Consider the following 20,248-nt stretch of genomic DNA (forward strand, 5'->3'; position numbering starts at 1 on the left):
TTTCACGAAAACGGCCATGACCTCTGCACCTTTTACGCCGTGAGGCGTTTTTTTCCCGAAAGATCGACACATGAACACGGCGCAAGCCCAACGTGTCCTGGAAACGGCCTTGCTCACAGCAGGTCAGCCTTTGTCATTGCGCGACATGCGCGTGTTATTTGACGATGCGCTCGGGGCCGACACCCTGCGGCAAATGCTGCAAGACATACAACAAGAGTGGGCTCAAAAAGGGCTTGAGTTGACCAGCGTGGCCAGCGGTTGGCGTTTTCAAAGTCGGCCTGAGTTGCGTCAGTTCTTGGACCGCCTGCACCCCGAAAAGCCGCCCAAATACACCCGTGCGGTGCTCGAAACACTGGCCATCATTGCGTACCGTCAGCCGGTGACCCGGGGCGATATGGAAGACATTCGCGGCGTGACCATCAACTCACAAATCCTCAAGCAGTTGGAAGACCGTGGCTGGGTGGAAGTCATTGGCCACCGGGAAACCGTGGGTCGCCCGGGTTTGTACGCCACCACGCGCCAGTTTCTCGATGATTTGGGGCTTTCTTCCCTCGATCAGCTGCCCATGCTCTCGCAGGTCGATGGTCAAACGTCGGCTTTGTCCGGTTTGGTTGACGAACTGCCTGTTCAGCCCTCCTTGTCGCTTGAAGACGCGATCAACGCCTTGCCTTTCGAGATGCCCATCGTGGCTGACTCGGACGATACCGGTGCCCTCGACGCCTCTGGCGCTCACCCCGATCACAGTGATGATCCTAGCCTGTCTGCGAACCCAGATAACCACCCTGACCGTCCGCTGCATGGCGAAGAGTCCAACAACAAATGAACCAAGAAACTCACGACGACAAGCGCTCGTCCGCACCCGATAACGCAGCCCGCCAACCCAAGGCGGACCTGCATGCAGAGTCGACCTATAAACCGATTGAACTGGCCGATGTGGTCTCGGGCCAGTTTGACGATGAAGAAGCTGCCGCAGACGTCGCCATCGACTTGGGCAAGCGCGTGCTGGCCCCCCAAACCGATTCACCCAAATTGCACAAAGTGCTGGCGCAAGCCGGCATGGGCTCGCGTCTGGAAATGGAAAAACTGATTGCGGAAGGCCGAATTTCGGTCAACAACGAACCAGCCCACGTAGGCCAGCGCGTGCAATACGGTGACCAGATCAAGGTCAATGGCAAACCCATTCACATCCGCATTGACCCGCCTCCAGCCCGGGTGATCGCTTATCACAAGCCGGCAGGCGAAATCGTCAGCCATGACGATCCGCAAAACCGCCCCTCGGTGTTTCGCAAATTGCCGCGCTTGCAAAACGGCAAATGGCAGTCTGTGGGTCGTCTGGACCTGAACACGGAAGGCCTCTTGCTGTTCACCAGCTCCGGCGAGCTGGCCAACCAGTTGATGCACCCCCGTTTCGGCCTCGAGCGTGAATATGCAGTGCGCGTGCTTGGCGCTTTGAGCAAAGACGAAAAACAAAAACTGCTCGATGGCGTCAACCTCGACGACGGTCCGGCGCAGTTCGGCTCCATCGAAGACGGCGGCGGCGAAGGTTCGAACTGCTGGTATCGCGTGACAATTTCTGAAGGCCGCAACCGTGAGGTGCGCCGCATGATGGAGTCGGTGGGCCATGCAGTGAGCCGCCTGATCCGCATCCGCTACGGTGCGATGGTGTTGCCTCACGGTTTGCGTCGGGGGGCTTGGCTGGAGCTGGACGAGTCCGATATCCGTGCGCTCATGCGCGCTGCGGGCACCCTTGATCGCACCAAGACGGCTGTGCCGCGACCGGTTTCAAGAACCGACCGCAATGACCGCCGCCCACGCACGGGGGGGCAGGGTCGGATGGGCACAGCTGTGCCGCGCGCCAAACCTGCAGCCAAACCCAACCAGGCTGCAGGCGGGTCTGGCTTGCATGCCAAGTCGGACGCCCCGAAAAGTGAGGCCAAGTACATTGGCGCGGAGAGCTTCAACCGCTTGAAAAAAGCCCCAGGCGGTCCAGGCCGTGGTGGGCGTGGCGGCGGTGGACGCAGCCGATAATTTCAGTTTCTACTGTGGGGCCATGTGGTGCCGCAGTGTCATTTGGCGGGTCTGCTCGGGTTAGAATAGCGGGCTTTGCCGCATGGCAAAAATGCTTCAAAACACTTTCGTACAGGAAATACCATGGCCATCGAACGCACACTCTCCATCATCAAGCCCGACGCAGTCGCCAAGAACGTTATCGGTCAAATCTATGCCCGTTTCGAAGCTGCCGGCCTGAAAGTCGTTGCCGCCAGAATGGCGCACTTGTCGCGTGGCGAAGCCGAGCAGTTTTATGCTGTTCACAGCGCACGTCCTTTCTTCAAGGACCTGGTTGATTTCATGATCTCCGGCCCAGTGATGATCCAAGCCTTGGAAGGCGAGAACGCCATTGCCAAGAACCGTGACCTGATGGGCGCGACCGATCCTAAGAAAGCAGACGCAGGCACCATCCGTGCTGACTTCGCTGACAGCATCGATGCCAACGCTGTGCACGGTTCTGACGCCCCTGAAACTGCTGCCGCTGAAGTTGCATTCTTCTTCGCCGGCATGAACGTTTACGCACGCTGATAGCGTCGCGGCTCCAGCGCGACCTTGCCCCCCATGACGGCCAACCTGCTCGAATTTGATCTGGATGGTTTGGCCGTTTTTTGCGAGGGTTTGGGCGAAAAACGCTTTCGAGCCACCCAGTTGTTCCGCTGGATTCACCAGCGGGGCGCTGCTGATTTTGATCAGATGAGCGATTTGGCCAAGTCTTTGCGCCAAAAACTCCAATCTCACGCGCACGTTTCAGCGCTGCCCGTGATCAGTCAACACATCTCGACCGACGGCACCATCAAGTGGCTGTTCGATGTCGGCGATGGCAACGCCATCGAATCGGTGTTTATTCCCGAAGACGATCGGGGCACCTTGTGCATTTCTTCCCAAGCCGGTTGCGCTGTGGGATGTCGTTTTTGTTCTACAGGCCACCAAGGCTTCAGTCGTAACCTGACGACCGGAGAAATCCTGGCGCAACTGTGGTTTGCTGAGCACTTTTTGCGCAAGCACCTGCAAACCGATGAGCGTGTCATCTCCAACGTGGTGATGATGGGCATGGGCGAGCCGCTGCAAAACTATTCAGCGCTGGTGCCCGCCTTGCGTGCCATGCTCGATGACCACGGCTATGGCTTGTCTCGGCGCCGGGTCACTGTGTCCACATCGGGTGTGGTGCCCATGATTGAGCGTTTGTCAGCCGATTGTCCTGTGGCACTGGCCGTGTCGTTGCATGCGCCAAACGATGCTTTGCGTGACAACCTGGTCCCATTGAATAAAAAATACCCGCTGGATGAACTGATGCAGGCTTGCATCGGCTATTTGGCACACGCACCGCGTGACTTCATCACATTCGAATATTGCATGCTCGATGGCGTCAATGACCAAGCCGAGCACGCCAGCCAGCTCATCGATCTGGTGCAAAAGCATGCCCGCCAAGGCCTGCGCTGCAAGTTCAATCTGATCCCTTTCAATCCATTTCCGGCTTCTGGCTTGCTGCGCTCGTCCAACGCCCGCGTGCAGGCCTTTGCCAAACAGCTGCAGGAAGCGGGCTTGGTGACCACCGTCCGCAAAACCCGAGGGGACGACATCGACGCCGCCTGCGGGCAATTGGCCGGTGATGTGAAAGACCGCACGCAAGTTCAAAGTCGCATGGCGCAGCAACGCACCATTCGCTTGGTACCCGTTTCTTCTGTTCAAGCCCAGGAGCCTGGCGATGCCTGAAAACACAAACCCTGACAGCGTTGCGGTCGCGTCTGACAGCGGCGCGACAGCCGCGACCGCTGGCAGTCTGTTGAAAGCGGCCCGGCAAGCGGCCGGTGTGCATTTGGCGGTCTTGTCGGCGAATCTGAAGGTTCCTGTGCGCCAGTTGGCGGCCCTGGAGGCGGACGAGTACCCAACCGATGCAAGTCCTGTATTTGCCCGAGGCCTGGCCGCCAGCATCTGCCGACAGTTGCGAGTCGATTCAGCCCCGATCTTGGCGCTGTTGCCACAATCTGCCAACTACCTGGAGCCGCATGGCGCTGTGCGCTATACCTACGCCGCGCCCGTTGATTTGGGCCGCATGCGTCGCTCCTCTTTTGGGGTGCCGGGCAAGGCTTTGTGGGCAGCCGTTGGCATGCTGGTCGTCATTGCAGCTTTGATCTGGCTGCCCAGCCCCTCACAGTGGGGCTGGTTGAATGGTCAGCCCGATGGGGTGGCCGTGTCAGTGCCTGCAACAGAGGCCGGTACCAGCCCCGCCACTTCGGTGCCTGTGGCCACACCCTTGAATCCGACAGAGTTGGCCATGTCTGCGTCGGAACCTGCGCCCTTGGGTGTGTCCGCGCCCGTTGCGGCACCTCTTGCGGCGTCCGTTGCGGTGGCCTCAGCCACGTCAGAGTTGTTGTTCAGTGCCCAAAATGTCAGCTGGATCGAAGTCCGGGATGGTCAAAAACAGTTGGTCTGGAACGGCGTTTTGAATGCGGGCGAAACCAAGCGCGTGCCCGCTGCTTTGCCTGTTTCGGTGGTGGTCGGCCGTGCTGATGCTGTTCAATTGAGTGTCAAGGGTCAAGCTTTTGACCTCAAGCCGTACACCGTGGTGAACACTGCCCGATTTGAGGTCAAGCCATGATTTCTCCATCCCCGATTGCCATCGCATTGCCAGCCAAGCGCCACAGCCGCCAGTCCAAAGTGGTCTGGGGTTCGCGCGTGGTCACCGTGGGCGGGGGCGCACCCGTGCGCGTGCAGTCCATGACCAACACCGACACGGTGGACGTGATCGGCACTGCCATCCAGGTCAAAGAACTGGCGATCGCCGGATCTGAGATGGTCCGCATCACCGTCAATACGCCCGAAGCAGCGCAGGCTGTGCCGCACATTCGCGACCAGCTTGACAAAATGGGCATCGACGTGCCCTTGATCGGCGATTTCCATTACAACGGCCACCGCCTGTTGACCGACTATCCGGCCTGCGCCGAAGCGCTGTCCAAATACCGAATCAACCCAGGCAACGTCGGCAAGGGCGACAAACGCGATGTGCAGTTTGGCCAGATGATCGAAGCCGCCATGCGGTTTGACAAAGCCATCCGCATCGGCGTGAACTGGGGCAGCCTCGACCAAGAGTTGCTGGCCGAATTGATGGACACCAACAGCCAGCGGACCCAACCTTGGGAAGCGCGGCAGGTCATGTACGAAGCATTGATCAGCTCGGCTATTTCGTCTGCTCAGCGTGCCGAGGCCATGGGCCTCAATGGCGCGCAAATCGCGCTGTCGTGCAAAGTGTCGGGTGTGCAGGATTTGATTTCGGTGTACCGCGAGCTCGGCCGCCGCACCGATTACGCCTTGCATTTGGGTTTGACCGAAGCGGGCATGGGCACCAAGGGCACGGTGGCGTCGGCCACGGCCTTGTCGATCTTGTTGCAAGAAGGCATTGGCGACACGATTCGTGTCTCGCTCACGCCCCAGCCGGGCGAAGCGCGTACGCAAGAAGTGGTGATCGCCTCGGAGATTTTGCAGTCGCTGGGTTTGCGCATTTTTGTGCCCAGCGTGACCGCTTGCCCTGGTTGTGGTCGCACCACCAGCAGCACCTTTCAAGAGCTGGCCAAACAAATCGACGACTTTTTGCGCGCCCAGATGCCCGTTTGGCGTGTGCGTTACCCTGGGGTTGAAAACCTCAAAGTGGCCGTGATGGGCTGCATCGTCAACGGCCCCGGCGAGAGCAAGCACGCCGACATTGGGATCAGCTTGCCGGGCACGGGCGAAGCCCCGGCTGCTCCGGTCTTCATTGACGGCGAAAAGCGCCTGACCTTGCGCGGCGATGGCATTGCGCAAGAGTTTCAGGTGCTGGTTGAAAACTACATTGAGAACCGTTTTGGTTCAGGATCTGCTGAGAAAAAATGAGCGAGTTTCCGAAAGAAAACGCCCCCAAGGCCGAAAAAATGGCAAAAGCCCAGAAGCTGGTGGGCGTCAAGGGCATGAACGACATCTTGCCGCCTGAGTCTGCCCGCTGGGAGTGGCTGGAGGGCCAGGTGCGCGATTTGATGGCGCGTTACGCCTATCGCAATGTGCGATTGCCCATTGTGGAGCCCACCGCGCTGTTTGTGCGCGGCTTGGGCGAGGTGACCGACATCGTTGAAAAGGAGATGTACTCCTTTGAGGACCGACTCAATGGCGAACAGCTGACTTTGCGCCCAGAAGGCACCGCAGGCTTGGTGCGGGCCGTGGTCGAACACAACTTGCTCTACGAAGGCGGCAAACGGCTTTACTACATGGGTCCGATGTTTCGCCATGAGCGTCCCCAGCGCGGCCGTTACCGCCAGTTCCACCAAGTCGGTGCCGAGGTACTGGGTTTTGGTGGAGCCGAAGTGGACGCCGAACTCATTTTGTTGGCCCATGAGCTGTGGAAAGTACTGGGCCTCAAGGACGTGCGGCTGGAATTGAACAGCCTGGGCCAGCCCGCTGAGCGCCAGGCCCACCGCGCAGCCCTGATTGCCCACCTCGAAAAGCACAGCGATGTGCTGGACGAAGAAGCCAAGCGCCGCCTGCACAGCAACCCACTGCGCATCCTGGACACCAAAAACCCGGCCATGCAAAGCGTGGTCGAGGCCGCACCGCGTTTGCTCGACTTTTTGGGCGAAGCCTCTTTGGCGCACTTCAACGCGGTCAAAGCCATTTTGGATGCCAATGGCGTGGCCTACAGCATCAACCCGCGCTTGGTGCGGGGCATGGATTACTACAACCTCACGGTGTTCGAGTTCATCACCACCAGCTTGGGCTCGCAAGGCACCATTTGTGGCGGTGGCCGTTATGACTACCTGATCGAGCAAATTGGCGGCAAGCCATCGCCCGCCGTGGGTTGGGCGCTCGGTGTCGAGCGCGTGCTCGAACTGATCAAAGAGCAGGGCGAGGCTTTGCCCGATCTGGCCCCCGATGTGTACGCCATCATTCCCGAAGCCTCTGCTTTGCCGGTGGCCATGCAGGTCCTTCAAGCCTTGCGCGCTCAGGGCGTATCGGCGCAAATGCACGCGGGCAGCGGCGAGAGCATGGGCAGCATGAAGTCCCAATTCAAAAAAGCCGATGGCTCGGGTGCCCGTTTTGCGCTGGTGTTTGGTGCCGAAGAATTGGCCCAAGGTCGGGTCGCGGTCAAATCGCTGCGCGACGGCGAAGGGGCTCAGCGCACCGAGTCTTTGAGCACCGTGGCCGACTGGGGCCACAGCCTACAATCCACGCTTTGATGCGCACAGCAGTAATACACCATGGCCACTCCACTCGACCTTGAAGAACAAGAACAACTCGACCAGATCAAGCATTTCTGGAAGACTTGGGGCAACCTGATTTCCTGGGTGCTGATTGCCATTTTGGGCAGTTATGCCGCATGGAACGGTTATCAATATTGGGAGCGAAGCCAAGCTGCCAAAGCCTCTGCACTCTACGACGAAGTCGAGCGCGCGGTGTCCTCTGGCGATGTCAGCCGTGTTGAGCGCAGTTTTGCCGACATGAAAGACAAATTCGGCAGCACCCAGTTTGCCCAGCAATCGGCTTTGTTGGCGGCCAAAACCCTGCAAGCGCAAGGCAAAACCGATGCAGCCCGTGATGCTTTGAGCTGGGTGGCCAATGGCGCTTCTGACAAGGCGTATCGCGACATTGCGCGCATGCGTTTGGCGGCTTTGCATCTCGATGCCAAGGCTTACGACGAAGCCTTGAAGCAATTGGGCGGTGAATTCACGCCGGCGATGATGGGTTTGGCTGCGGACCTGCGCGGAGACGTGTTGCAAGCCAAAGGTCAAAATGCCGAAGCCATTGCGGCGTACCTGCAAGCATGGCAAAAACTGGCAGACACCCCTGACTACCGTCGCTTGGTGCAAGCCAAACTCAATGCATTGGGCATTGACCCTGATGCGGCCACTGTTTCGGAGACCCCAAAGTGATGATTGTTTTTTCGAACATCTGGGCCCGTTTGACTGTGATGGGCGCTTTGGCGCTCACGATCGCCGCTTGCTCCAGCGCACCTGACAAGCCGCAACCTGCAGCTTTGCCAACCGTGACAGGCCAGTTGGCGGTTCAAAAAGTCTGGGCCAACAGCATCGGTCCTGTGACTACGCCCCTGTTTGCATCTGTTCACGGCGAGCAAGTGGCGGTGGCCTCTACTCAGGGCCAAGTGGCCTTGATCAATGCCACTACCGGCCAGGATGTTTGGCGTATCAAGCTCGACACACCCATCCAGACGGGGGTCAGTGGAGACGGTCAGCGGTTTGCCGTGATCACTCAAAACAACGAAGTGGTGGCCATTGAGGCCGGCAAAGTACTTTGGCGCTACCGCTTGCCTGCCTTGTCCTACACCGCGCCTTTGGTGGCCGGTGCACGTGTTTTTGTGTTGACCGCTGACCGTGCAGTCACGGCGCTGGATGGTGCGTCTGGTCAAAAGATCTGGACGCAGCAGCGCACCGGCGACCCATTGGTGTTGCAGCAAGCGGGCTTGCTGATCCCGTTTGGCGACACCTTGCTGGCAGGCTGGGGAGGGCGTTTGGCTTCTTTGAATCCCAACACGGGTGCGGTGCGCTGGGAAACGCTGGTGGGTTCTTCTCGGGGTACCAACGAGGTGGAGCGTCTGGTGGACTTGGTCGCAGGGGCCAGCCGCTTTGGCAACTCAGTGTGTGTGCGCGCATTTCAGTCGGCTGTTTCGTGTGTGGATGCCAACCGCGGCACCACCTTGTGGACGCGTCCAGCCCAAGGCCATGAAGGCTTGGACGGCGATGACAATCTGGTTTTTGGCACCGAGTCCGACAGCAAGGTCGTGGCTTGGCAGCGTCAGGGTGGCCAGCCCGCCTGGACGCAAGAAGCTTTGCGCTTTCGAGGCTTGACGGCACCTTTGGTGTTGGGCCGCTCGGTGGTGTTGGGTGATGACAAGGGTTTGCTCCATTTTCTGTCGCGTCAGGATGGGCAGCCTTTGCAACGATTGAGCACAGACGGCAGCGCCATTGTGGGCAAACCCGTGGCCGCTGGCCAAACTTTGGTGGTGGTGACACGCACCGGGGGCGTCTTCGGATTTCGCCCTGAATGATGGATCGGAAAATTTTTAAGTGAAACCTGTACTGGCCCTGGTAGGCCGCCCCAATGTGGGCAAATCCACGCTGTTCAACCGACTCACCAAGAGCCGGGACGCCATCGTGGCCGACTTTGCGGGCCTGACCCGTGACCGCCATTACGGCAACGGCAAACAAGGCCGACAAGAATTCATCGTGATCGATACGGGCGGTTTCGAGCCCGACGCCAGCACTGGAATCTACAAAGAGATGGCCAAGCAAACGCAACAAGCGGTGGCTGAAGCCGACGTGGTCATTTTTGTGGTCGATGCGCGGGGCGGTTTGTCTGCCCAAGACCATGACATCGCCAAATACCTGCGCAAAATCGGCAAGCCCTGCTTGTTGGTGGCCAACAAGGCCGAAGGCATGCTGGAAGGCATTCAGCTGACCGAGTTCTACGAGCTGGGTCTGGGCGAGGTGATTGCCATTTCGGCTGCCCACGGTCAAGGCACGCGTGGTCTGGTGGAGCTGGCTTTTGAGTTGCTCAACCTGCCCGATGAGCCCGAAGAGACCGAGGAAGATCCCTCGGTGATCAAACTGGCCGTAGCCGGTCGACCCAACGTGGGCAAGTCCACCTTGATCAACACCTGGCTGGGCGAGGAGCGCTTGGTGGCGTTTGACATGCCAGGCACCACGCGTGACGCGATTTCGGTGCCATTTGAGCGCCAAGGGCAAAAATTCGAGTTGATCGACACCGCTGGCTTGCGCCGCAAAGGCAAAGTGTTTGAAGCCATCGAGAAGTTCTCGGTTGTTAAAACCCTGCAGGCGATCGAGTCGGCCAACGTGGTCTTGTTGCTGCTCGACGCAGAGCAGGGCGTCACCGACCAAGATGCCCACATTGCGGGCTATGCGCTCGAAAGCGGTCGCGCCATGGTGTTGGCCATCAACAAGTGGGATGCGGTCGATGAATACCAGCGCCAGTTGGTGCAACGCTCGATTGAGAACCGTTTGCCGTTCTTGAGCTTTGCCAACATGCACTTTATTTCGGCCAAAAAACGCCAGGGATTGGGGCCTGTTTGGGCTTCGATCGTCCAGGCGCACAAATCGGCCATGTGCAAGATGAGCACCCCCATTTTGACGCGCCTGCTGCTCGAAGCCGTGCAGTTCCAGAGCCCCCAGCGCGGTGGCATGTTCCGCCCCAAGTTGCGTTACGCGCACCAAGGTGGCATGAACCCGCCTGTGATCGTGGTGCACGGCAATTCTCTTGAGCACGTGACCGATACCTACAAACGTTTCCTTGAAGGGCGCTTCCGCAAAGCCTTCAGTTTGGCTGGCACGCCACTGCGGATTGAGATGAAGACATCCACCAATCCCTACGCTGACAAAGAATCCAGTTGATATTTGAGGAAATCAATTTTCCTCAAATATCACCACCTTGCCCTGTGGTAAGGTCAGTCTCTTCAAAACTTCTGAACACGGAGAATATCGTGAGCAACAAAGGTCAACTTTTGCAAGACCCCTTTCTGAACGCACTGCGCAAAGAGCATGTGCCCGTCTCGATTTACCTGGTGAACGGCATCAAGCTGCAGGGCCAAATCGAATCGTTTGACCAATACGTGGTGCTCTTGCGCAACACGGTCACTCAGATGGTTTACAAACACGCCATCTCGACCATTGTTCCCGGTCGTTCTGTGACATTCAGCACTCCCGAAACCGGCGAAATCACCGCTTGATTCGGTTTTTACTCGACCCGCGGTTTGAAGCTACCGCCGGAGGTTGCTGACATTGTCTGAAACACCATTCAACAAACCCGCGCCGACCTTATTGGTCGGCGTTGACTTTGGGCTGCCGCATTTCGATGCCGACCTGCAAGAGCTGGGCTTGCTGGCCGAGTCGGGTGGCCTCAAGCCCGTGGCACGCCTGACCTGCAAACGCAAAGCGCCCGATCCGGCCCTGTTTGTGGGCAGCGGCAAAGCCGACGAAATCAAAGAGCTTGCCTTGATGCACGGTGCTGTCGAGGTTTTGTTTGACCAAGCCCTGAGCCCGGCCCAGCAGCGCAATCTGGAGCGTCACATCGGCTTGCCGGTCAACGATCGCACTTTGCTGATTCTGGAAATCTTTGGTCAGCGTGCGCGCAGCCACGAAGGCAAGCTGCAAGTTGAGCTGGCGCGTCAGCAATACCTGAGCACCCGGCTGGTGCGCCGCTGGTCACACTTGGAACGTCAAAGCGGGGGCATCGGCATGCGCGGTGGCCCGGGTGAAACCCAGATCGAGCTGGACCGCCGCATGATCAACGACTCGATCAAACGCATCAAAGAGCGCTTGGTCAAGGTCAAAAAGCAGCGCAACACACAACGCCGCCAGCGTGAGCGGCGTGACACTTTCAATATTTCCTTGGTGGGCTACACCAACGCCGGAAAATCCACCTTGTTCAACGCCTTGGTCAAAGCGCGCGCCTTCGCCGCAGACCAGCTGTTTGCTACGCTGGACACGACCACACGCCAGTTGTATCTGGGCGAGGCAGGGCGTTCGGTGTCCTTGTCCGACACGGTGGGCTTCATCCGTGATTTGCCGCACGGTCTGGTGGAGGCTTTTCAGGCCACCTTGCAAGAAGCGACCGAAGCCGATTTGCTGCTTCACGTGGTGGACGCTGCCAACCCGGATTTCCCGGAGCAAATGGCCGAAGTGCAAAAAGTGCTGGCCGAGATCGGTGCCGACACCGTGCCGCAGTTGTTGGTCTTTAACAAGCTGGATGCACTGGCACCCGAGCGCTATCCCTTGCAAATGCAGGACCAGTATGAGCAAGACGGTGTGGCCGTTCCCCGGGTATTTTTGAGTGCCAAATCTGGCAAGGGGCTTGATTTGTTGCGTTCGGCCTTGTCCGACATCGTCAAGGCCGCCTTACCCCCAGCCGTTCAAGAACCCGCAGATCCCCGTGACATGACCCGGGAATATCCGGGTGATCTGCATTGAGGTCCACTCGAATTCGGCACAATGCGGATTCGTCATTTCGACAAAGACACTTCACCATGAATTTTCATCTGCCAGCCCTGCGATGGTCCTTGCTTCCTGCAAAGATCCGAGGCATGTTCAATCTGAATGACCCACGATGGGGTCGGGACGACGACAAGTCAACAGCCGATGCAGGCAACAAGCCTGCAGGCGATGTGCCTCCTCCACAGGGACCCAAGCCTGATTCTTGGCAACAACCGCCTGGCCGTGGCTCGCAGCCTCAACAAAGTGGTCCGCCCGACCTGGACGAGCTCTGGCGTGACTTCAACCGCAAACTCGGCCAATTGTTTGGCGGTAAAGGCGGACCGCAAGGTTCTGGTGGTTCGGGCGGTGGTTCTGGTGGCCCCGGCATTCCAGTTTTCTTTAAAAACCTGGGTCTGGGTGTGGTTCTGGCTGCGGCCTTGCTCGTCTGGCTGGGTACGGGCTTCTTCATTGTGCAAGAGGGCCAGCAAGCGGTGATCACTCAGTTTGGCAAGTACCACTCCACTGTGGGTGCTGGCTTTAACTGGCGCATGCCTTATCCGGTCCAGCGTCACGAGTTGGTGTTCGTCACACAGATTAGGTCGGTGGACATTGGCCGCGACAACATCATCAAGGCCACAGGCTTGCGCGAGTCGGCCATGCTGACCGAAGACGAAAACATCGTCGAGATCAAGTTCGCTGTGCAATACCGCTTGAGCGATGCCCGCGCGTATTTGTTTGAAAGCCGCAACCCGACCGAAGCCGTGGTGCAGTCTGCTGAAACCGCTGTGCGTGAAGTGGTGGGCAAAATGAAGATGGATTCAGCCCTGGCCGAAGAGCGCGACCAGATTGCCCCCCGTGTCCGCCAAAAAATGCAGACCATTCTGGACCGCTACAAGGTGGGTATTGAAGTGGTGGGCATCAACTTGCAACAAGGCGGTGTGCGTCCCCCAGAGCAGGTTCAAGCAGCGTTTGACGATGTGTTGAAGGCAGGCCAAGAGCGCGAACGCGCCAAAAACGAAGCCCAGGCCTACGCCAACGACGTGGTGCCCCGTGCTGTGGGTGCCGCATCCCGCCTGAAAGAAGAGGCCGATGCTTACCGTGAGCGCATCGTGGCGCAAGCCGAAGGCGATGCACAGCGCTTCAAAACCATCTTGCCCGAGTACCAGAAGGCACCGCAAGTCATGCGTGACCGGATGTACACCGACACCATGCAACAGATTTACAGCAACGTGACCAAAGTGCTGGTGGACAGCAAGCAGGGCTCGAACATGTTGTATTTGCCGCTCGACAAGATCATGCAGCAGGTCACTGCAGTGGCTCCGCCCACTGTAGATGCCACCGCGCCCGCCACACCAGCCAGTGCCAACAACGGTGCAGTGGACACACGTTCACGCGACCTCCAGCGTTCGCGTGAGCGCGATCCACGATAAGGACAAAGAAAATGAATCGCATTGGATTGTGGGTTTCGACTTTGCTGGTGGCCTTTGTGCTGTTCAGCTCTACCGTGTTTGTGGTTGACCAGCGCCAATTCGGCGTGGTCTATGCTTTGGGTCAAATCAAGGAAGTCATCACCGAGCCCGGCTTGCACTTCAAGCTGCCCCCCCCGCTGCAAAACGTCAATTACATTGACAAGCGTCTGTTGACTCTGGACAGCCCGGACAATGAGCCGATGCTGACGGCAGAGAAGCAGCGTGTCGTGATTGACTGGTATGTACGCTGGCGCATTGCCGATCCACAGGCCTACATCCGTAACGTGGGTTTGGACGAAAAAGCCGGTACCAGCCAGCTCAACCGTGTGGTGCGCAACGCCTTCCAGGAAGAGATCAACAAGCACACCGTCAAGGAGCTGCTTTCGCTCAAACGTGAAGAGCTGATGGACGATGTGAAAGCGGCCGTCCTCCTTGTGGTCAAGGGTGCCAAGCCTTGGGGTGTGGATGTGGTGGATGTGCGCATCACCCGCGCCGATTACGTGGACACCATCACCGAGTCGGTTTATCGCCGCATGGAGGCTGAGCGCAAGCGTGTGGCCAACGAGCTTCGTTCGACCGGTGGTGCTGAAGGCGAAAAAATCCGCGCCGACGCAGATCGTCAGCGTGAAGTGACCGTGGCCAACGCTTACCGCGAAGCCCAGAAAATCAAAGGGCAAGGCGATGCACAAGCGGCGCGTCTGTATGCCGAGTCGTTTGGACGTGACCCCCAGTTTGCGCAGTTCTACCGCAGCCTGGAAGCTTATAAATCCAGCTTCAACAGCAAAAGCGACGTGATGGTGCTCGATCCGGGCAGCTCCGAGTTCTTCAAGGGCATGCGCGGTTCGTCGGGCAATACGCCTGCACGAAAGTAAACTTTGCTTGAAACCCTCCTGCTGGCGTTGGGCGTCATGCTCATCCTGGAGGGCTTGATGCCGATGATGTCGCCACTGCGTTGGCGACGCCTTTTCGAGCAGCTGCTGCAGCTCGAAGACGGGCAAATCCGCTTCTTTGGTCTTTTCATGGTCGTTTCGGGATTGTTGCTGTTCTGGCTTGTTTCCTGAATCGAATCCCGGAAATCGGCCTCCAAGCCGGTAAAATCCCTGTTTTAACCGTCCCCCTCCATTCCCATGTCTGCTTGGGTCCTCCCGGATCACATTGCCGATGTCTTGCCCTCCGAGGCACGTCACATCGAAGAACTCCGTCGCGAACTGCTTGACACCGCCCGTGGCTATGGCTACGAGCTGGTCATGCCGCCGCTGCTGGAGCATTTGGAGTCACTGCTCACGGGCACGGGCGAAGCGCTGGATTTGCAGACCTTCAAGTTGGTAGACCAGCTTTCTGGCCGCACTTTGGGCTTGCGTGCCGACACCACCCCCCAGGTGGCCCGCATTGACGCCCACTTGCTCGGTCGCGCAGGGCTGACTCGCCTTTGCTATTGCGGCCCCGTCTTGCACACCCGTCCCGCACGCCCGCATGCCACTCGTGAACCCTTGCAGTTGGGCGCCGAAATTTACGGCCATGCCGGACCCGAGGCCGATCTCGAGATTCTTCAACTGGCACTGGACTGCCTGCGTGCTGCCCGTGTCGGCGATTTGCAGGTTGACTTGGCCGATGCCCGCATTGTTAACAGCCTGTTGCAGGCTGAGGCTATTTCTGACGCTTTACGCCACGACATCCACGCCGCGCTGGCCATCAAAGATGGCAGCGCGATTGCGCGTTTGACGGACGGCTTTGCGCCCGCCAACCGCGATGGCTTGCGTGCTTTGGTGAGCTTGTACGGTGACGTCGCTGTGTTGGACAAAGCGGCCCAGTGCCTGCCTGCGACACCCGCCATCACCGAAGCCCTGACACAGCTGCGCTGGCTGGCCGCGCAAATTCCGGGTGCCGCCATCAGTTTTGACTTGGGCGATTCCCGTGGTTACGCCTATTACAGCGGTATGCGCTTTGCCATTTACGCCAAAGGTGCCTCCGATGCACTGGCCCGTGGCGGTCGTTATGACGGTGTCGGCGCTGTGTTTGGTCACCGCATTGACCGTGACCGCCCCGCCGTGGGCTTCAGCCTAGATTTGAAAGAATTGGTGTCCGCTGTGACACCTTTGGCGCTGCGTGCAGCGATCCGGGCACCCTGGGGCAACTCGGCCAGCTTGCGCTCGGCCATTGCCTCTTTGCGCAGCCGCGGCGACACCGTGGTGTGCGTTTTGCCTGGGCACGAAAGCGAAGTTGACGAATTCCATTGCGACCGCGAGCTGGTTGAAGCAGCAGGGCAGTGGGTAGTACAAGCTCTTTGAGAAAGAACATTTCAAGCATGAATATGAAGCAAGGCCGTAACGTGGTCGTCGTGGGCACCCAATGGGGCGACGAGGGCAAAGGCAAACTGGTCGACTGGCTGACCGAAAGCGCTCAGGGCGTGGTGCGTTTCCAAGGGGGTCACAACGCGGGTCACACCTTGGTGATCAATGGCGTGAAAACCGCTTTGCACCTGATTCCCAGCGGCATCATGCGTGCCGGCGTCAAGTGCTACATCGGCAACGGTGTGGTCTTGTCGGTACCCAAATTGCTCGAAGAAATTGCCGGCCTTGAAAAAGCCGGTGTGGAGGTTCGTTCGCGCCTGCGCGTGAGCGAGGCTTGCCCACTCATCTTGCCTTACCACGTGGCATTGGATGTGGGCCGCGAAGCTGCCAAAGAAAAGGCCGGAACGGCCAAGATCGGCACCACAGGTCGCGGCATTGGCCCCGCTTACGAAGACAAAGTAGCCCGCCGCGCCCTGCGCGTGCAAGACCTGAAATACCCCGAGCGTTTCGCCAACAAGCTGCGCGAAAACTTGGCTTTGCACAACGAAATTCTGGTCAATATTCTGGGTGCAGCGCCTGTCGATTTTGACGCGACGTACAACGAAGCCATGGCGTACGCCAAAGAGTTGCTGCCCATGGTGGCCGATGTTTCGCGCGAGCTCAACGACGCCCACAAAGCTGGTGCCAATCTGCTGTTTGAAGGTGCACAAGGCACTTTGCTGGATGTGGATCACGGCACTTACCCGTTTGTCACCTCCAGCAACTGCGTGGCCGGCAATGCGGCGGCAGGCTCTGGCGTGGGCCCCGGCATGTTGCATTACATCTTGGGCATCACCAAAGCGTATTGCACCCGCGTCGGTGGCGGCCCGTTCCCCACCGAGCTGGACTGGGAAACCCCTGGCACCCCCGGGTACCACATGTCTACTGTCGGCGCTGAAAAAGGCGTGACCACAGGCCGTTCGCGCCGCTGCGGCTGGTTTGACGCCGCTTTGCTCAAGCGCAGTGCTCAGGTCAACGGTCTGTCGGGTTTGTGCATCACCAAGCTGGACGTGCTCGATGGGCTGAAAGAGTTGTTGTTGTGCACAGCTTACGAGCTCGATGGTGAAACCATCGACATCCTGCCCATGGGTGCAGACGAGATTGCCCGTTGCAAGCCGATCTACGAAGTGATTCCCGGCTGGACCGAGACCACAGTGGGCGTCACCGACATGGACAAATTGCCTGCTACGGCACGTCGTTACCTGGAACGCATCGCTGAAGTCACGGGCGTCCCTGTGCATGTGGTGTCGACCAGCCCGGACCGTGACCACACCATTTTGTTGCACAACCCCTTTGGCGCCTGAGCGCCGGGTTTTGCAAACAGACACCTATTTCAAACCCCTGATTTTTTTGGAGTAACCCCATGTTGACCGAAGACGGCAAGCACTTGTACGTGAGCTACGACGAGTACCACAATCTGATTGAAAAACTCGCCATTAAGATTCACCAGTCGGGCTGGGAATTTGACAACATCCTGTGCCTGGCCCGCGGCGGTATGCGCCCAGGCGATATCTTGTCGCGTATTTTTGACAAGCCACTGGCCATCATGTCCACCAGCTCTTACCGTGCCGAAGCCGGTACCGTGCAGGGCCATCTGGACATCGCCCGTTACATCACCACGCCCAAAGGTGAGATCGCCGGCAAAGTGCTGTTGGTGGACGACTTGGCCGACACCGGTCACACCTTGCGTGCGGTCGTAGACCAGTTGAAAAACAACTACACACCGATCACAGAATTGCGCACGGCCGTGATCTGGACCAAGGGCGTTTCGGGTTTCAAGGCCGACTACTCTGTCGAAGAGTTACCAACCAACCCATGGATTCACCAGCCCTTCGAGCCGTATGACAACATGCGCCCCGAAAAGCTGCTGGAAAAGTGGAGCGTCTGATCCATTGGGCGCGCTGCGTCGATTGACTTTTAACAGCCTCCTTTGGGAGGCTGTTTGCATTAGGATGACAAGATGACTGATTCTGACTTCTCCAAGGGCATGACCCGGTTGATTCACCACCCCTACCAACCGCCTGCTGGTTTTGATGCCCCTCAGCCGGGGGTTTTCAAGGCCTCAACGGTGTACTTTCCGACTGTGGCCGACATGCGCCAACGGGAATGGAAGGACAAATCGGCTTATACCTACGGCCTGCACGGCACGCCCACGACCTACACGCTCGAAGAGCGCTTGTGCACCCTTGAGGGCGGCGTCCAATGCGTGCTGGTGCCCAGTGGCTTGGCCGCATTGGCAACGGTGGCCTTGGCGTTGCTCAAGAGCGGCGATGAATTGCTGTTGCCAGACAACGCCTATGGCCCCAACAAAGCGCTGGCCGAAGGGGAGTTGCGCCATTACGGCATCACGCACCAAGTCTACGACCCGATGGACACCGCTGATCTGGCCCGCAAGATCAGCCCCCGCACACGCTTGGTGTGGCTGGAAGCGCCGGGCTCGGTCAGCATGGAATTTCCTGATTTGGCCGAGATGGTTCGCGTGTGCCAAGCCCAAGGCGTGTGCAGTGCGCTGGACAACACCTGGGGTGCGGGTTTGGCCTTCAAGCCTTTTGACTTGTTGGGGGATGCCGTTCACCTTGGCGGGCAGGGCAGTCTGGCCGTTGACATCAGCGCCCATGCGCTGACCAAATACCCCAGTGGCGGCGGCGATGTGTTGATGGGCAGCATCATCACCCGTGACGCGGTCTTGCACATGAAAATCAAGCTGTGTCACATGCGTTTGGGTTTGGGCGTTGCGGCCAATGATGCCGAATCCGTGTTGCGCTCCTTGCCTAGCATTTCTCTGCGCTACCAAGCGCACGACCAGACCGCACGGGCACTGGCGGCTTGGTGGCAATCACAGCCTCAATGTGCACAGCTGCTGCATCCGGCCTTTGAAGGCTCACCTGGGCACGCCCATTGGCAAGCCGTGTGCGAGCGCAAGCCCGGCACCGGTTTGGCGGCAGGCTTGTTCAGCGTGATGATCGATGCCCGCTACACCCAGGCGCAGGTGGATGCGTTTTGCGACCACCTGAAATTGTTCAAAATTGGCTACAGCTGGGGCGGCCCGGTCAGCTTGGTAGTGCCCTACGAGCTGGACTCTATGCGGCAGGGTTGGCCTGCGCATTTGAAGCATGGCACCTTGGTGCGTTTTTCTACGGGCCTCGAGTCGGCGCAAGACCTGATGATGGACCTGAGTCAAGCCATGCAAGCCCATTTGCCTTGGGCATGAGTTGGCCGGTTTAAATTAAGCTGAATACCTGTTAACTGCGGACCTACTGGGTAGTTTCCTGACTGTTCAAGTCCGCTTAGCGGGGGTAATCTGGGCATTTCACCGATGACTCAATTGCCCATGACTGCAGACGCTAAGCTTCCCGTGCCCACTGAACAGTCCGCTGATCTGCCCACCATGGCCGCACCTTATGTGCCTCCAGCCCCCGAAGGCCCGCAGTCGCGCATGCGTGCGTTGGGTTTTGCTGACCCATTCCGCTGGTTGACCAAGGGCTGGCAAGACCTGACGCGTCATCCCGGTATTGCCTTGTTTTATGGCTTGAGCTTCTGGTTCATGGCACAGGTGTTGGCCCTGGTGTTCAGGCACAAGCCCGAATACACCTTGTCTTTGGTGTCGGGCTGCTTACTGGTGGGGCCATTTTTGGCCATGGGCCTGTACGAAGTCAGCCGCAAGAGAGAGCAAGGCGAGTTGCCTGATATGGCCACATCGCTCATGTGTTGGGACCGGCATATCCGCAGCATGGCCATGCTGATTTTGGTGCTCATGGTGCTGGAATTGTTGTGGGGCAGGGCATCGCTGGTGGTGTTTGCGGTGTTCTTCAACACCGGCATGCCGTCCACCACGGGTGTGATCGAAGCCGTGTTCAATCCGCAAAACATCGAGCTCTTGATGGTCTATCTGGCAGTGGGTGGTGCTTTTGCCGCGCTGGTTTATGGCCTGTCGGTGGTGTCGATCCCCATGATTTTGGACCGCGACACCGATGCCATTTCTGCTGTGCTGACCAGCATGCGGGTGGTTTTCAGCCATCCGGGGGTCATGTTCTTGTGGGGCTTGTTGCTCAGCGTTTTGGTGCTGGCTGCCCTGTGGCCATGGGCCTTGGGCATCATCGTCGTAGGCCCTTGGTTGGGCCACGCCAGCTGGCATGCTTACCGTGGCAGCGTTGAATGGGAAGAAAGCCCTGAAGAAGCTGTTACATTGGGCAGCTCAAATTAAAGGAGCCATCTTGGCCACACCCAACTACGGATTCGAAAAGCGCCAGAAAGAATTGGCCAAGAAACGCAAAAAAGAAGACAAGCTCAAAGCCAAGTCCGACCGCAAATCAGGCCTCTTTCCAGATGACGGGTCCGATCCGGATGCGGCCGACGAAGCGGGCAACTTAGACGGTGCCGTGGCAGCGCCCGATGCTGCTGATGCTCAAACGCCTCCTGTCTGACGCCTCTTTTT

21 protein-coding genes are annotated in these 20,248 nt (G+C 58.5%); all 21 read left to right on the forward strand.

Annotated elements, in window-relative coordinates; all coding sequences use genetic code 11:
* Positions 1 to 70: 70 nt before the first annotated feature.
* The 21 genes from scpB (at position 71) to ACZ5RG_RS05955 (ending at position 20,237) form a co-directional block, all read left to right on the forward strand.
* Positions 71 to 823, forward strand: a complete 753-nt coding sequence (gene scpB / locus ACZ5RG_RS05855; protein ID WP_298603251.1) for an SMC-Scp complex subunit ScpB — start codon at positions 71 to 73, stop codon at positions 821 to 823.
* Positions 820 to 2,028: a pseudouridine synthase gene (locus ACZ5RG_RS05860; protein WP_298603248.1), complete on the forward strand. Its 1,209-nt coding sequence runs from the start codon at positions 820 to 822 to the stop codon at positions 2,026 to 2,028. The genes scpB and ACZ5RG_RS05860 overlap by 4 nt, the downstream gene beginning before the upstream one ends.
* 123 nt (positions 2,029 to 2,151) lie before the next feature.
* Positions 2,152 to 2,577: a nucleoside-diphosphate kinase gene (gene ndk, locus ACZ5RG_RS05865; RefSeq protein ID WP_019429052.1), complete on the forward strand. Its 426-nt coding sequence runs from the start codon at positions 2,152 to 2,154 to the stop codon at positions 2,575 to 2,577.
* A 33-nt stretch (positions 2,578 to 2,610) separates the two neighbouring features.
* Entirely contained in the window at positions 2,611 to 3,762 is a 1,152-nt protein-coding gene (gene rlmN / locus ACZ5RG_RS05870; RefSeq protein ID WP_298603245.1) for a dual-specificity RNA methyltransferase RlmN, read from the forward strand.
* Positions 3,755 to 4,648, forward strand: a complete 894-nt coding sequence (locus ACZ5RG_RS05875) for a helix-turn-helix domain-containing protein (protein ID WP_464448010.1) — start codon at positions 3,755 to 3,757, stop codon at positions 4,646 to 4,648. Before rlmN ends, ACZ5RG_RS05875 begins: the two co-directional genes overlap by 8 nt.
* A complete protein-coding gene (ispG, locus tag ACZ5RG_RS05880; protein WP_464448011.1) occupies positions 4,645 to 5,916 on the forward strand; it encodes a flavodoxin-dependent (E)-4-hydroxy-3-methylbut-2-enyl-diphosphate synthase in 1,272 nt (423 codons plus the stop codon). Before ACZ5RG_RS05875 ends, ispG begins: the two co-directional genes overlap by 4 nt.
* A 38-nt stretch (positions 5,917 to 5,954) precedes the next feature.
* The gene (gene hisS / locus ACZ5RG_RS05885) at positions 5,955 to 7,250 is read left to right on the forward strand and encodes a histidine--tRNA ligase (protein WP_312260170.1); all 1,296 of its coding nucleotides are present in this window, start codon (positions 5,955 to 5,957) and stop codon (positions 7,248 to 7,250) included.
* A gap of 21 nt (positions 7,251 to 7,271) precedes the next feature.
* Complete coding sequence (locus tag ACZ5RG_RS05890; protein ID WP_464448012.1) at positions 7,272 to 7,943, forward strand: YfgM family protein; 672 nt, start codon at positions 7,272 to 7,274, stop codon at positions 7,941 to 7,943.
* Complete coding sequence (gene bamB / locus ACZ5RG_RS05895; RefSeq protein WP_464448013.1) at positions 7,943 to 9,076, forward strand: outer membrane protein assembly factor BamB; 1,134 nt, start codon at positions 7,943 to 7,945, stop codon at positions 9,074 to 9,076. The genes ACZ5RG_RS05890 and bamB overlap by 1 nt, the downstream gene beginning before the upstream one ends.
* A gap of 19 nt (positions 9,077 to 9,095) precedes the next feature.
* On the forward strand, positions 9,096 to 10,436 hold the full coding sequence (der, locus tag ACZ5RG_RS05900; RefSeq protein WP_298603233.1) for a ribosome biogenesis GTPase Der: 1,341 nt from the start codon (positions 9,096 to 9,098) through the stop codon (positions 10,434 to 10,436).
* An 89-nt stretch (positions 10,437 to 10,525) separates the two neighbouring features.
* Positions 10,526 to 10,771: an RNA chaperone Hfq gene (gene hfq, locus ACZ5RG_RS05905; RefSeq protein ID WP_019429044.1), complete on the forward strand. Its 246-nt coding sequence runs from the start codon at positions 10,526 to 10,528 to the stop codon at positions 10,769 to 10,771.
* 43 nt (positions 10,772 to 10,814) lie between these two features.
* Positions 10,815 to 12,011: a GTPase HflX gene (gene hflX / locus ACZ5RG_RS05910; RefSeq protein WP_298603229.1), complete on the forward strand. Its 1,197-nt coding sequence runs from the start codon at positions 10,815 to 10,817 to the stop codon at positions 12,009 to 12,011.
* Between the two features lie 56 nt (positions 12,012 to 12,067).
* On the forward strand, positions 12,068 to 13,444 hold the full coding sequence (hflK, locus tag ACZ5RG_RS05915) for an FtsH protease activity modulator HflK (protein WP_464448014.1): 1,377 nt from the start codon (positions 12,068 to 12,070) through the stop codon (positions 13,442 to 13,444).
* 11 nt (positions 13,445 to 13,455) lie between these two features.
* On the forward strand, positions 13,456 to 14,355 hold the full coding sequence (gene hflC / locus ACZ5RG_RS05920) for a protease modulator HflC (RefSeq protein WP_312260111.1): 900 nt from the start codon (positions 13,456 to 13,458) through the stop codon (positions 14,353 to 14,355).
* Positions 14,356 to 14,358: 3 nt separating this feature from the next.
* Complete coding sequence (locus ACZ5RG_RS05925) at positions 14,359 to 14,544, forward strand: DUF2065 domain-containing protein (RefSeq protein WP_464448015.1); 186 nt, start codon at positions 14,359 to 14,361, stop codon at positions 14,542 to 14,544.
* A gap of 66 nt (positions 14,545 to 14,610) precedes the next feature.
* Positions 14,611 to 15,771 carry an ATP phosphoribosyltransferase regulatory subunit gene (locus ACZ5RG_RS05930; RefSeq protein WP_464448016.1) on the forward strand — a complete coding sequence of 387 codons (1,161 nt, stop codon included), beginning with the start codon at positions 14,611 to 14,613 and terminating at the stop codon, positions 15,769 to 15,771.
* 17 nt (positions 15,772 to 15,788) lie between these two features.
* Complete coding sequence (locus ACZ5RG_RS05935; protein ID WP_298601290.1) at positions 15,789 to 17,117, forward strand: adenylosuccinate synthase; 1,329 nt, start codon at positions 15,789 to 15,791, stop codon at positions 17,115 to 17,117.
* A gap of 59 nt (positions 17,118 to 17,176) precedes the next feature.
* On the forward strand, positions 17,177 to 17,701 hold the full coding sequence (locus tag ACZ5RG_RS05940) for a phosphoribosyltransferase (RefSeq protein ID WP_019429037.1): 525 nt from the start codon (positions 17,177 to 17,179) through the stop codon (positions 17,699 to 17,701).
* A 72-nt stretch (positions 17,702 to 17,773) separates the two neighbouring features.
* Complete coding sequence (locus tag ACZ5RG_RS05945) at positions 17,774 to 19,024, forward strand: PLP-dependent transferase (RefSeq protein WP_464448017.1); 1,251 nt, start codon at positions 17,774 to 17,776, stop codon at positions 19,022 to 19,024.
* Positions 19,025 to 19,144: 120 nt separating this feature from the next.
* Positions 19,145 to 20,017: a DUF2189 domain-containing protein gene (locus tag ACZ5RG_RS05950; protein WP_464448018.1), complete on the forward strand. Its 873-nt coding sequence runs from the start codon at positions 19,145 to 19,147 to the stop codon at positions 20,015 to 20,017.
* Positions 20,018 to 20,027: 10 nt separating this feature from the next.
* Positions 20,028 to 20,237, forward strand: coding sequence for a hypothetical protein (locus ACZ5RG_RS05955; protein WP_298601297.1), 210 nt, complete (start codon positions 20,028 to 20,030; stop codon positions 20,235 to 20,237).
* The last annotated feature ends 11 nt before the right edge of the window (positions 20,238 to 20,248 follow it).

It is taken from the genome of Limnohabitans sp. TEGF005 (assembly GCF_055394835.1).